Origin of the sequence: Mucilaginibacter sp. OK268, assembly GCF_900103125.1 — a bacterium.
GTDB lineage: Bacteria > Bacteroidota > Bacteroidia > Sphingobacteriales > Sphingobacteriaceae > Mucilaginibacter.
The window spans coordinates 74,636-89,177 of sequence record NZ_FNJV01000014.1 but is presented as its reverse complement, the minus strand read 5'-3'; the positions used below and the strand labels follow the sequence as shown (position 1 = coordinate 89,177).

Genomic DNA, 14,542 nt, shown 5'->3' with positions numbered 1-14,542 from the left:
AATATGAAATATATATATGCCATTATCCTGTTATTCAATTTTCTTTCTTTCAGCTCTGCTCAGGAGGGGAAAAAGGAATATGGAGAGAAATTTGAGTTTGATTCAGAAAATGAAAAGGATCCGCATTTTGTACTGCTGGATAATTATAACAGTTACCTGTTAAGCGTTATTGATGTGTATGGCATGATGGCGGGGCACCAGATGATTGTCAGAAAATTTGATCAGAAAAACACACTGGTTGAAACATTTAAATATGATTTCCCCATAATTGGCGAGAAGAATATGTTTAACAGCTCCCTGTTCAACTATTTGGGATATGCCGAAGGCCAAAATGGCAAGGTTGCCGTATTTACAGAAGTATATTCAAACAAAACAAAAACCTACCAGATTCATAAACTGGAGTTTGATAAGGCCACCGCCAAATTTACCAGTACTGTACTGGCCGAAGGGGAAATTCCTTCTGCTATGAAATCTGGCTGGCTGTATTCAGAAAAATCGGAAAACGGCAGCTACCTGGCCATTAATTATCATAAATACCGGGCAAAAGGCACCCCAGACAAAAACCAGTTGATAGTTATTGATACAAAAACACTTAGTGTTGCATGGCAAAAAGAAGTAAGCTTTGATAACGAGTTTAACTCGCATAAATTTACGGTTACCAACTCCGGCAAAGTGGTTTTGGTGAGAGACATGAGTGGCTCAAAAAAAGGCATAACCTATCTTACGGTTATATCAGCTAACGGCCAGGAAGACAAAAACTTTGAATCGCAGATTTTCCTGGGTGAGATCAAATCGGTATCCATCGGGTCACAGGAATATCTTGTAGCATTAAACGGCAGTGCTATGGATTTTAAGGATGAAAGCTACAGGAACCTGCTCTTATATGACCTGCAATCTGGGAAGATGCTGAACAATAATAAGATTACTGCGTTTTCATTTTCATCGGTTAAAAATATTACTGACGTAAGTATCCGCAGCATCATGCTGCAAAATAACGAAATGCATATTTTTGCAGAAGCCAGGACCGAGTTGAAGGAAAAAATGACAACAGGTTTTGAAATGATGAACGCTAAGGAAAAGTATAATTTTGGACCGGCCTATTTATTTGTTCTTTCTTTTGACGGGCAACTGAAGGCTACAAAAAAATTATCAACACAGCTTTATTGTAGTGCCGATCTGCATCATTCTTTTGGCCTGGCTAATATCAAAGGTACGTATTACGTAAATGCAGGTGAATATTATGGTATTTATGTATTAGGTGATAATCTCCAAAAAGAAGAAACCAAGATAAGCTTTAATATTCCAAAATGGCAAACGGAAAGCCCAAATCAGTTTGTCAATCAGTTATTTACTTATTTCCCTGATAAAAACAGCTTCCTATTGGCCAAAGTAATGAGCAAGGGCGAAATGGCATTGGTAAACATCTCCGGATTTTAATTAAGGTTAAAAGCAAGTATTAATTCTAAATTTCGTATATTTGATATACAACAACAGCCCGGTTCCCAACCAAAGGAAACCGGGCTGTTCTGTTAAAGAGAAAAAGGGCCAAAAACCGACCGTTTGGTGTATAGTTATTTGAATATCAGTAAATTAATACTTTTTAAAGTTTTAAAAAACACTCAAAACGGGGTTAAAATTTGTTAAAAAGTGTTAAAATGAGGGTTTTTCAAGCAATTTTCGGCCCGTTTTACCCTGTTTTTGGCCGAAAAAGTGTTAAAATTTGAGGCTTAAAAAGTTTTTGCAGGCTGGATGTAAAAGCTCTTTTCAAAATGCGGGGTCGGGGTCAAAATAATTCAACGGATATATTTCAAAATCATACCTTTGTAACCTTTAAAGATTAAAGTACTGTATAATAATGTTTGAAAATCTTTCGGATAAACTCGACAGGGCGTTCAAGGTCCTGAAGGGTCAGGGAACTATTACTGAGATAAACGTGGCCGAAACCATGAAGGAGATACGCAAAGCCCTTCTGGATGCCGACGTTAACTATAAAACCGCCAAAGCCTTTACCGACGACGTAAGGCAAAAAGCACTGGGACAGAATGTATTAACAGCCGTTTCGCCAGGTCAGTTGCTCACCAAGCTCATGAACGATGAGCTGGCCGAGCTAATGGGCGGCACCACTGCTGAGCTTACTTTCCCGGCTACGCCAACCATTATCCTCATAGCAGGTTTGAATGGTGCGGGTAAAACAACCTTTACCGGCAAACTGGCCAACTACTTAAAAACACAGAAAAATAAAAAGCCCCTACTGGTTGCTGATGATATTTACCGTCCCGCGGCTATTGACCAGCTGGAAGTATTGGGCCAACAGATAGGTATCCCCGTATATGCCAACCGCGAATCGAAAGATCCGATAGCTATTGCCCGCGAGGGTATTGCCCTGGCCAAACAGAACGGCCATAATGTAGTGATCATTGATACCGCCGGTCGTTTAGCTATTGACGAGGCCATGATGGTGGAGATTGAGCAGGTAAAAGCAGCGGTAAATCCGCATGAGATCCTGTTTGTGGTGGATTCCATGACCGGTCAGGATGCTGTGAATACCGCCAAGACATTCAATGACCGTTTGGATTTTACAGGTGTGGTTTTAACCAAGCTGGATGGTGATACCCGTGGTGGTGCCGCCTTATCGATCAAATCGGTAGTGAACAAACCGATCAAATTTATCGGTACCGGCGAAAAAATGGAAGCGCTGGATGTTTTCCACCCCGATCGTATGGCCTCCCGTATCCTGGGTATGGGCGACGTGGTATCCCTGGTAGAACGGGCACAGCAACAATTTGACGAGAAAGAAGCTGCCGAACTGCAAAAGAAGATCCGCAAAAACAAGTTTGATTTTAACGATTTTTACAGCCAGATACAGCAGATCAAAAAAATGGGTAACATGAAAGATCTGATGGGCATGATACCCGGTGTGGGCAAAATGATGAAGGATGTGGAGGTTGACGATAATGCCTTTAAAGCTATCGAAGCCATCATCCAATCCATGACCCCATTTGAAAAAGGAAACCCCGAAACCATTAACCAAAGCCGCCGTACCCGTATAGCCAAAGGCTCCGGTACCGATCTGGCCGAAGTAAACCGCCTCATGAAGCAGTTTGACGACATGAAAAAGGTGATGAAACAAATGAGCAACCCGGCAGCCATGGCCAGCATGATGCGCCGTATGCCTAAAATGTAATTTATTAACCCCGCCATCTTTGGCGGGGTTTCCCAAGACAAAAAAATTCCCTTGTCGCAGCTTTTTTCGGGTTATACCATAGCCATATACCTAAATGTGTATTTTTAGTAAAATATGAGCAATGAAAAAGCTGTCCGTCATTTTACTTTTGTTTTTTACCAGCCATGCATTTGGGCAAACTATTTCGGTAGCTCAAAACCTGCATAGCGAAATAGCCGAACCAATCAGATCGCGGATCATAACTTCGCTGGACAGCCTGTTCAGCAAAATAGAAACCAATAAACTAAGTGGGAACGAGGTTTCAAAAGACAAGGCAGCGCTCAGCGTTTCCATCCTGAAATCGTTAAAAACAGAATCGAACGCTGTCCCGGATCACAAGGAGCTAATCAATTTATACCCGGTTTCGGGCAAACAGTATTTTGTAACTATAGCCATTAGAGGCATAGATAATCAGTTAAAAACTATTTTTAATTTGATGGCCCTCGATGAGGAAAAACAGATCATTTTTACGTTGCCTGTTAATTACCTCACACGTACATGGAAGACCAAAACCGTTGGTCGTATTATTTATCACTATCAGGATAAGCTTAATATTGCACGGGCGAAAAAGTTTAGCCAAAACAATACGCTCATTGCCCAAAGACTGGGCTTGTCGCCCGAAGCAATGGATTTTTACATGTGTGCCAATTATCAGGAAGTATTGCCGTTGCTGGGGTATGAATATGACCGGGCATCAAATGGCAAAACCAAAGATGGTTATGGTGTTGATGGCAACTGTATTTTTTCGATCATGAATAATGAAGATTTTTCGCACGACGCCTTTCATTATTACACAGCGAAGATCCGGACGAGCTCCCGTAATTCGGCCGCCGAAGAAGGCATTGCCTACAGCTGGGGCAACGCGTATTATACCGATGAAAACGGCGAAATGATATTACAAAAACAACTGGTTAAAGAATTAAAGCAATATGTGCTACAGCATCCGCAGGTAAATTTATATGATCTGTTTACCACCAACCCGGTGGTCTTTAACTCAATGGCAAAGGTACGGTCGGTGATTGCAGGTTTAATAGCGGATGAGGTGGAACAAAAAAAGGGTATACCGGGAATTATAGCGCTAATTAATTGTGGTAAGGGCGATGAGAATTATCTATCGGCAATTGATACTTTAATAGGTATCAACAAAGTGAATTTTGATACCAGGGTTAGGGCATTATTAAAATAGTATATCACCAACAGGTAACATCGTTTTTAAATATAAAGAGGGCGCTGTTTTGACCGCTTTTTTATTTTAGTTTTGTGTAAAACGATGCTATCTTCCATTTAAAATATATGCGTAAAACGATATTATTTTCGGCCCTTTTAATTTTAAGCATGGCCACCCAGGCACAAATCCCCGGTGCTATTATTGATGTGCAACATTACAACTTTGCCCTGCAATTAAATGATATCGATAATAACATCAAAGGGCAGGCTACGGTGGACGTTAAGTTTTTGAAAAACACGTCAACATTTAACCTCGATTTGGTTAAAAAGAATACAGAAGGCAAAGGAATGCTGGTATCTTCCGTTACCGAAAAGGGAAAGAAACTCAAATTTACACAGGATAGTGCCACGGTTAAAATATATACAAACGCCAAAACAAGCAGCCTGCACAGCTATAAAATAAGCTATACGGGCGTTCCTGCCGATGGCTTGATCATATCCACCAATAATTTTGGTCACCGTACTTTTTTTGGTGATAACTGGCCAAACCGGGCGCATAATTGGTTGCCCTGTGTAGATGTTCCGGCCGATAAAGCCTCGGTTGATTTTGTGGTAACCGCGCCCGACCATTACCAGGTAATATCCAACGGGTTGAAAATAAAAGAACAGCAATTGCCCAACCATTTGAAATTAACGCACTGGCACGAAGCTGTTGTGCTGCCTACCAAAGTAATGGTGATAGGTGTAGCCGCATTTGCCATTGACCACCCGGGTGATGCCGGTAATATCCCGGTATATACTTATGTGTTCCCGGAGAGTAAAGATGCAGGCTTTAAAAGTTACGCTGTGGCCAAAGACATACTGCCCTTTTTTATCAAAAATGTTGGTCCGTTCAGTTACGAAAAATTGGCCAATGTGCAGTCAAAAACCATATTTGGGGGCATGGAAAATGCCAGCGCTATATTTTACTTTGAGGAGTCGGTAACCTCGCCGGGCATAGAGGAACTGATGGCTCACGAAATTGCCCACCAATGGTTTGGGGATGGTGCGAGCGAAAAAAGTTTCTGGCACCTGTGGCTCAGCGAAGGTTTTGCTACTTATATGACTAACCTGTACCTGGAAAATAAATATGGCACCGATACGCTGAAAAAACGTCTGATAGCCGACCGTAAAAAGGTATTGGGTTTTGAAAAAAAGCGGCTTACCCCGGTAGTAGACAGCGCGGTGAAAGGCGACTATATGCAATTGCTTAATGCCAATAGTTACGAAAAGGGAAGCTGGGTATTGCACATGCTTCGCCGCAAACTGGGCGATGACCTGTTTTGGAAAGGTATACAAAATTACTATGCCAAATACCGTGGCAGTAACGCCAATACCGACGATCTGCGGCGGGAAATGGAGCAGGTTAGCGGTCAGGATCTGAAACCGTTCTTTAACCAGTGGCTTCGCAAGGCAGGGCACCCGGATCTAAACATAGGCTGGCATTATGATGCTGACAAAGGATCGGTTAGTGTTAGCATTGAACAAAAACAGGATAATTTATATGAGTTCCCGCTTGATCTTGCTATTAATGGAGAGGTATTCCATATTCAAGTAAAAGATAAAACTACTTCGGCCCAATTTCCTGTGAAAACAAAGCCCGATGCAATTGTGACTGACCCTAATGTAAATGTGTTAGCCTCATTTAATATTGTCGCTCAATAGTTCGATACGGAAAACACAGAAAAGTTCTTCATTCCTCTTGATTTATAAGAATTTATAATTATCATTGTGTTAAACAAACACAATGATAATTATAGAAAAGATCTTGTTTTAAATAGACTGATTCTGTTATCCAGCCCCCTGCTTATCTGTAGTATCATTCCTGGTTGTTATTCGGCTTTCTATAAGCCCATGATCTATAAACCAATTATACTAAACCAGATAAGTTATGAAAAAACGTTCCACATTTTGGGCTGTTTTAGCCCTATGCCTGTTACCTGTTTATGGATGGTGCCAAGGCAATAGCGGCGATGCTATTTTAGCCGGTAAAGATATCGCGGTAACCAGTACCGATAACGGCCAGGTACGCGGATACATCCATAATGGCACTTTTACCTATAAAGGCATTCCCTATGCTAAAGCACAGCGATTTATGGTGCCAGAAAAACCTGCGTCGTGGCCGGGAGTTCGTGCGTCTCTGACGTATGGAGCCGTTTGTCCCATAGATCCTACTACCACCGTAAATGATCTGTTGGAGTTTGGTTTTAACCACAACTGGGGCTATATGAATGAGGATTGCCTGAAGCTTAATGTTTGGACACAAGGCATCAATGATCAAAAGAAACGCCCGGTAATGGTTTGGCTGCATGGTGGTGGCTTTAGTGCAGGCTCGGCTATTGAGCTTCCCTCCTACGATGGCGAAAACCTGAGCAAAAAAGGCGATGTGGTGGTAGTATCTATCAATCATCGATTAAACTTATTGGGTTTCTTAAACCTGTCGGCCTATGGCGATAAGTATAAAGCATCGGCCAACGTGGGTATGATGGATATTGTATCGGCCCTGCAATGGGTAAAACAAAACATAGCCAGCTTTGGCGGCGATCCGGATAATGTGACCATCTTCGGCCAATCAGGTGGCGGAGCCAAAGTAGGCACGTTGATGAACGCGCCATCAGCAAAAGGCTTGTTTCAAAAAGCTATTGTAGAAAGTGGCAGCTACCGCAGCAATTTTATGACGGCCGAAGTTTCTAAACGCATTGGTGCGGCTGTGCTGGAAGTATTGAATCTGCAACCCAGCCAGGTTGACTCATTGCAATCCATGCCTTATGAGCGTTTGAGCGCGGCTTGTAAAAAAGCTTTTGTAAAAGTGCAGCAACAGTTAAAAGCTGAAGGTAAGCCTGTTGGTGGATTCGGACTGATGTGGGAGCCGAGTATTGATGGTAACTTTTTGTCCTATAATATGACAGACCCGGCGGCTATCGAGCTTTCCAAAAATGTACCACTGTTAGTAGGGTCTACCAAAAATGAATTTATGGCCTCGCTCATCAACCCGGCTATCGCGGGTTTTACTATGGATGAAGCTAAAACTTATCTACAGAAAAAATATGGCGATAAAACCGACGCTTATATGGCCGAAGTTAAAAAGGCATATCCCAATACTGTAAAACCAGCCGACTACATCGATATCGACCTGACTACCTTCAGGCCGGGAACAGTACGGCAGGCCAATGCTAAATCGGCGGTAGCTGGGGGCGCCCCTGTTTATATGTACCAGTTTGCATGGCAATCGCCGGTAATGGATGGTATGTACAAATCGGTACATTGTATGGATATTGCTTTTCAGTTTAATAATATCAGCCGTTGCGAGGAGTTTACAGGAGGTGGAAAAGAAGCCTACTCGTTAGCAGCTAAAATAAGCCAGGCCTGGATAAATTTCGCACATACCGGTAACCCCAATGCAAAAGGTTTGCCCAATTGGCCCGCATATACCGAAAAAAATGGAGCCGCGATGGTGTTCGATAATCAGTCGGAAGTAAAATATCATCATGACCAGGTATTATTACAGATGGCCGCTGCTAAATAGAGGTTGATATTTTTTCGGTATCAGTAAGGATTATTTGCAACAATTTCATTTTTTGGTGAAATGAGGTGTTTATTTAATAAAAATGCAGGGGTGATAAAAAATATTTGTTTTGACGCAATAAAATTCTGAAAAAATGCGTTATTTCGATATATAATATTACTAAACGCCATTATTAACCTTAAACCAACGACCTATGAACACTGCAAGATTTTATAAATCCGTGTATGTAAGCTTTTACAGATGGAGTTTCAAAAATTTCGGTCAGGGTAGTTTACCCCGCTTTAATTCGCTTTTTGGGCTGAATTTTTTGCTGATCGTATTGTTAACCACTTTACTGTTAATTGCGCAGCTTTGTTTAAAATCGAGTTGGTTTAATGTAAATCCCATGTCGGGCACATATATATTATTGGGGGCGGTCGGCGCGTTGCTGTTAAACTACTTTGTATTGTTAAACAATAAGCGTTTTAATAAACTCAATATCGCTTTTGAAAAAATAAGCAAACATCATCAAAAAGCATGGTCGGTTATGATACTGGCCTGTGTCATTGCATCCTGCGGGTTTTTGATGGTTATTGCCCGGGTAGCCTAATTTCAAGATCAAAAATAGCGGCCTGTCATTCTAATAATAGATGGCAGGCTTTTTTGTGAACTTATTTTAATATGGTCTCCCTTCCTCTGCTAATTAAAAATATTTAACTTACGCGTTGATTAAACTTTATCACAGTGTTGGTTAAAACTTTTGGCAGTGCGGTTTATGGTATCGAGGCTATTACCATAACCGTTGAGGTAAATATAGCGGCGGGTACCAAATATTTTATTGTTGGCCTGCCCGATGTGGCCGTAAAAGAGAGCTATTTCCGGATAGAATCGGCGCTTAAAAATACCGGTTTCCGGATGCCCCGGCAGCAGGTGGTTGTAAATATGGCCCCTGCGGATATCAAAAAAGAAGGATCATCCTATGATCTCACCATTGCCACGGCTGTTTTAGCAGCCTCAGGCCAATTGGAGCCGGAAAACCTGGATAGGTATATCATTATGGGCGAACTATCATTAGATGGGAGCCTACAGCCAATTAAAGGAGCCCTCCCGATTGCTATACAAGCCCGAAAAGATGGTTTTAAAGGGTTTATTCTCCCGAAACAAAACGCCCGGGAAGCAGCCATTGTAAACGATCTGGAGGTTTACGGTGTAGACAACATCAAAGAGGTGGCCGGGTTTTTTAATGGTGATCTGAACCTTGAGCCTGAGAAGGTAAATACCCGAGAGGAATTCTACAACAGCCTGAGCAATTACGATAGTGATTTTAGCGAAGTCAAGGGACAGGAAAACATTAAACGGGCACTGGAAATTGCAGCGGCTGGTGGCCATAATGTAATCTTGATTGGTCCGCCGGGAGCGGGAAAAACTATGCTAGCCCGTAGATTGCCTTCTATTTTGCCGCCGTTGAGTTTATATGAATCGTTAGAGACCACCAAGATACATTCTGTGGCCGGTAAACTGGCTGCGGCAGATGCCTTGGTTACGGTTAGGCCATTCCGCTCGCCGCACCATACCATTAGTGATGTGGCATTGGTTGGTGGTGGCGGTAATCCACAGCCCGGCGAAATTTCGCTGGCGCATAACGGCGTATTGTTTTTGGATGAACTACCAGAGTTTAAACGCAGCGCTCTGGAAGTAATGCGTCAGCCGTTGGAAGAACGCCGGGTAACTATATCAAGAGCTAAATTCACCGTCGATTATCCGTCAAGTTTTATGCTGGTAGCCAGTATGAACCCCTGCCCTTGCGGTTATTATAATCATCCTGAAAAGGAATGTATCTGCCCACCGGGAATGGTACAAAAATATCTGAGTAAGATCTCCGGTCCGCTGTTAGACAGGATCGATCTGCATGTAGAAGTAACCCCGGTAAATTTCAGCGAACTTTCCTCAGACCGCGCAGCCGAAAAAAGTGAGCTGATCCGTGAACGGGTGATAGCAGCCCGGGACATACAGATAGAACGCTTCGGCAACCGCCAGGATCTGCATGCCAACGCACAAATGAGCCCACAGATGGTCCGTGACCTCTGTAAGATAGATGCAGCCGGCCAAACCCTGCTCAAAAGGGCTATGGAAAAGCTGGGCCTCTCTGCCCGGGCATATGACCGGATCCTGAAAGTATCCCGCACTATTGCAGATCTGGCCGGCAGCGAAGAGATCAAACTGGAGCATCTGGCCGAGGCTATACATTTCCGGAGTTTGGATCGGGAGGGCTGGGCTGGGTGATGAAAGGACATAGACGTTGAAAATTAGTGTCAATAGTTGAGGATAAATTAAACCTCTCCTATCCCTTATTATGTGTACAGTTATTTATAGTTAGAATTATGATACAGCTTACTTTTTTACATGGTTATGCAGGATTAAGATTAAAAAACAATAAACCGATTGAGTTTAAAAAAGGCATAAATCTTATTATAGGTAAGAATGGAAGTGGCAAATCTAATTTGGCAGTATTACTAAAATATATCTTTAACAGTAATAATTTATCCAATAAGAAGCTTTTTGAATCAACTCTTATAGAGCAATTAATTAAGGATGCTATTAAAAAATATGAGGAACGGAGAACAACGAATGAGCAGATTCTTGAAGAGGTTATTCCTGCAGACTTTAATAACCACAATGGAACCTTTTGCAAATTTTTGTTTGAAGGAACGGAGGGAAGTATATACTTTAAATTAGATCACGGTCGTCTGGTTACTGATTTTCCACGCTATATGAAAGATGCACGATTTACATCTGAGTATATTTCTATAAATCCATCCCGTAATTTATTTAATTCTGATATTGAAGCAAAAATTCAATTAAATAATAGTGACATTGTAATAAATCAAGGATATAATCTATTCGGTAGTAATGAACAAGCAAATCCAATAGTCAATTCTATAGTTAATTCTTTTAATAGTTTTTTTCAATCAAGACTTAAGCAATTTAGAGAAGCAGATTCGATATTATTGGAAGAAATAAATAAGCTCCAAGTTTCAGTAATAGAACAGTATAATAATTTTTTTGAGCAAACCAGTAAAAAAATTCATATCACCCTTGATCCTGTTAAATACAATGGAAAAGCATTAGTGCTTACTGAGGGTGAAAATATAATTGAGTTTGAAAGTTTAAGTGATGGTGAAAAAAATTTATTTAATTTAATTATAAACCTTGCAACAGCGCGAGAAAACAAACCAGTACTTATATACTTCGATGAACCAGAGTTGTTTATGCATGATGATATGATTAGGACGTTAGTGAAAGAAATTCATTCACTATCTGGAGATCTAACAGATACCTGTATTATGGTCTCTACCCATTCCAGTGTTTTAATTGAAGCTTTAACTGAATTAGAGAAAGGGAAATTAAATTTAATCACAATTACAGATAAGCAAATATCAAATTCAAATGAAGATGTTGAATTCATAAATGTGTTGCATAATAATGGTGTTAAATTCAGTCCTTTATATTTATCTAAAAGGCCCAATTTGTTTATCGAAAATATTGGAGAAACAGGGAAATTACATCAAGAGTTTTATTCTCGGTTTTTTCATAAATCAAAATCCCCCAATATAATTCCTATAGGAAGTAGTGGGCAAGTTAAAACATATCAGAATTATACTTCAATAATTCAGCAAATAGTGAAAACTCAGCCAGGTAGCAATACATCTGGCATTTTGGATGGAGATATGTTTATCGTAAAACCATTACAATCTTTTTTCAATGATGAGAACGACCTCTCTACTTTAATTAACGACCTAAAGGCGAATAAATCCTTTTACATTTATCCATCGAATTATTCTACAATTAAAACATGTTATTTTAATTGTTGGGAAATAGAAAACTTATACATTTTAAATGAGATCATTCCTTATTGGAAACTTAAAAGTGACCCTACTCAAAGATTAGTGTTTGGTGAGTTTGTGAATATTGTTAAGAATATTAAATCTCGGATAATTAAAAGTTGGTTAAAAACGTATAAAAGAAGTATTGTTCCGGCGCTCTATTTTGACAATGAAACATCTGAAAAATTAAGGGAAAATTTTGAAAAAATGATTGACCCATTAAAAAAAGCTGAAAGTATAAATGATGAAATGCATCAAAAAATGGAGGCCTTTTTTGATGCATTAATTAAAGAAGAATTACTACAATGGCTGCCTGGGAAAGAAGTTATTGGAGAATTGAAATCCAGGTATACATTAGACCAAGAATCAATACCATTTGATACCTTAAGTATTACAGGTAAAATCAGGTCGATTATTGAAGTGTGATAAAGTTATATTATGAATTAAGCGAAACCCCGTATAAATATTCAATGCCTTACTTAATTTGTGCAGTCAACCATAATATACAAAAATTGCCTTAGCGAGGTACGAAGCAATCCCAACTCACAGAGCAGCCTTTCCTATTTGACCTCCACATCGGGGATTGCTTCGTACCTCGCAATGACGCGTGAAGATAGGCTACGCTTAAAACCGATCTTACTCCATTTACCTCCAGCTACCGCAAGCGTCCCGCTTGTGGTAAATGTAAACATGGAAGGCGTAAAATAGCCTTATGCCACAAGCGTCCCGCTTGCGGGAGCGGAGGATATAATTCCATTCTGAGCACGGCGAAAGATCTGATCATTAATCAATGACTCCTCACCGTGCTTAGAAGGGTAATTTCTGGGTTTACACTGTAACCCGTTTTTTATGATAGAAAATATATTAATCAATTGATTATCAAATAAATATGTAAAAATAAATCCAGAAAAGTGTAAACCATGTAAACCCACTTTTAAATTTACTTATCCTTCCAAAACTGTAGCCAATGCAGGTTATATCCTCCTTTATTGGCATACACTCTTACCTTGTTGATCCCGACTTTTAAACGGATGTCTTTTACGGTGATCACCTGCCAGGTTTTAAGGCCCCCGGTATTGGGTACCGCGACTTCTTTTGCCTGATCGGCACCGTTTATGTTGAGCGATAGTTTGGCATCATCAGTAGCTGCCGCTACCTTTAGTTTAACCGAGTAAACACCGGCTGTTTTCGCTTGTATGGTGTATTGGGTCCATTCGCTGGTTTCTATGTGGTCAACATAAAAGCTATTGTAGGCAGTGGAATCTTTGCTGATGTCCACGCCATCATTACGATAGATACGGCCATGGTTTCCGATGCCCGGTTTTCCGGAGGTATGATAATCGGCCGTATCGGTATCAAAATAGGCAAAACCGTTGCGACCAAGATCATAGTCAACCGCATTGATAATAGTGCCGTTAGTTACTCTGTTTGCTTTGAACGGTTTGGTTGCGGTAGTGAACGGCTGCCTGAAAATAGCATCGATCACATCATGGTGAATGATGGCGTTCTCCAGTTTAGCATGAATAGCCATTTCGAGCGTCCCGCTGTATACATTGCTCTCCTTGGGCTTGTGTTTCCCGGTATTTAGATATCTGGTCACATCGTCATAATTCAAGTTGGAGGGGATCTCGATCGGGTTGTTGTTGCCCATCTTTTTCAAAGGCCATAGTGCCCAGCCTAAATTGTTTTTCTCCAGCAAATGTATTTCCTCTGTCAGCCATACATTGGAGTTTTCGCCGGTTTCGCCTATCCAGGCCGGCACATTATACTGGTCGCGAGTTTTGATAATATGCTCCACTGATTTTTGATCATTGAAATTCCAGTATTTGTGAAAGCTCAGCACCATGTTTTTATCCCAGGTAGGGAGTATACCGTTATAATTATTACCCCAGCCATTACCTTCGATAATGATGATGTGTTTTTTATCAACCTCGCGAATAGCAGCAGTGATATCAACCATCAGTTTGCGTAGAGGTGCATTGGTTTTTTCCTTTAAACCATTTTTATCATTGGCCGGATCATCAAAACCCCAGTTAGGCTCATTGATGATATCATAACCGGCAATGTTGGGTTCATTTTTATACCTGTCGGCCAGTTTGCGCCAAAGGGCTATCATTTTTTGTTTATTGGCTTCGCTGTCCCATAATGATGGCACATCGGTGTTGCGATCTGATATATTGAGATCATTACCCTGACCGCCCGGTGTAGCATGCAGATCCAAGATCAGGTACATGTGATTGGCTTTGCACCAGGCTAGTAGGTCGTCGGTCATTTTAAAACCCTTGTCTATCCAGGTATTTTGGCCGGTGACAGGTTCTTTTTCAACCGGAAGCGTGTAAAGATTATAATGCATCGGCAAACGCACCGAGTTAAAACCCCAGCGGTGCATGGAGTCTATATCTATTTTGCGGGTATTGTTAGCCAGCCAGGTATCATAAAACTCCTTGGTTTCTGCAGGCCCCATCAAATCCTCCAATCTTTCGCGGATGCGGTATTGGCGACTATCCTTATTAATATGCAGCATATAACCTTCCTGGATCATCCATCCGCCCAGACCCATGCCGCGTAGCAATACATTTTTGCCACTTTCGTCCACTATCTTTTTGCCATCCGCCTTTAAAAAACTTTGGGCGCTAACCTGTAACGAAATAAACGAAATGGGTAAGGCTATGAGTAATGCCCTTACCGATATATTTTTAAAAGTTTGTAATAACATGATATACT

9 protein-coding genes are annotated in these 14,542 nt (G+C 40.9%); 8 read left to right on the top strand and 1 reads right to left on the bottom strand.

Annotated features, from left to right (window positions below):
- Window positions 1–3 precede the first annotated feature (3 nt).
- From BLR84_RS28665 to BLR84_RS28630, 8 genes are all read left to right on the top strand, one after another.
- Window positions 4–1,437, top strand: coding sequence for a hypothetical protein (locus BLR84_RS28665; protein WP_090473694.1), 1,434 nt, complete (start codon window positions 4–6; stop codon window positions 1,435–1,437).
- Between the two features lie 418 nt (window positions 1,438–1,855).
- On the top strand, window positions 1,856–3,184 hold the full coding sequence (ffh, locus tag BLR84_RS28660) for a signal recognition particle protein (protein WP_090473693.1): 1,329 nt from the start codon (window positions 1,856–1,858) through the stop codon (window positions 3,182–3,184).
- 121 nt (window positions 3,185–3,305) lie between these two features.
- Window positions 3,306–4,409: a hypothetical protein gene (locus BLR84_RS28655; protein WP_090473692.1), complete on the top strand. Its 1,104-nt coding sequence runs from the start codon at window positions 3,306–3,308 to the stop codon at window positions 4,407–4,409.
- 107 nt (window positions 4,410–4,516) lie between these two features.
- On the top strand, window positions 4,517–6,094 hold the full coding sequence (locus BLR84_RS28650) for a M1 family metallopeptidase (protein ID WP_090473691.1): 1,578 nt from the start codon (window positions 4,517–4,519) through the stop codon (window positions 6,092–6,094).
- A gap of 226 nt (window positions 6,095–6,320) precedes the next feature.
- Complete coding sequence (locus BLR84_RS28645) at window positions 6,321–7,955, top strand: carboxylesterase/lipase family protein (protein ID WP_090473690.1); 1,635 nt, start codon at window positions 6,321–6,323, stop codon at window positions 7,953–7,955.
- Window positions 7,956–8,148: 193 nt separating this feature from the next.
- Window positions 8,149–8,544, top strand: a complete 396-nt coding sequence (locus BLR84_RS28640) for a hypothetical protein (RefSeq protein ID WP_090473689.1) — start codon at window positions 8,149–8,151, stop codon at window positions 8,542–8,544.
- 134 nt (window positions 8,545–8,678) lie between these two features.
- The gene (locus BLR84_RS28635; protein WP_090473688.1) at window positions 8,679–10,217 is read left to right on the top strand and encodes a YifB family Mg chelatase-like AAA ATPase; all 1,539 of its coding nucleotides are present in this window, start codon (window positions 8,679–8,681) and stop codon (window positions 10,215–10,217) included.
- 98 nt (window positions 10,218–10,315) lie between these two features.
- Complete coding sequence (locus BLR84_RS28630) at window positions 10,316–12,244, top strand: AAA family ATPase (protein WP_090473687.1); 1,929 nt, start codon at window positions 10,316–10,318, stop codon at window positions 12,242–12,244.
- Window positions 12,245–12,758: 514 nt separating this feature from the next.
- Here the strand turns inward: BLR84_RS28630 and BLR84_RS28625 are convergent.
- Window positions 12,759–14,534, bottom strand: coding sequence for a cellulase family glycosylhydrolase (locus BLR84_RS28625; RefSeq protein ID WP_090473686.1), 1,776 nt, complete (start codon window positions 14,532–14,534; stop codon window positions 12,759–12,761).
- Window positions 14,535–14,542: the final 8 nt, after the last annotated feature.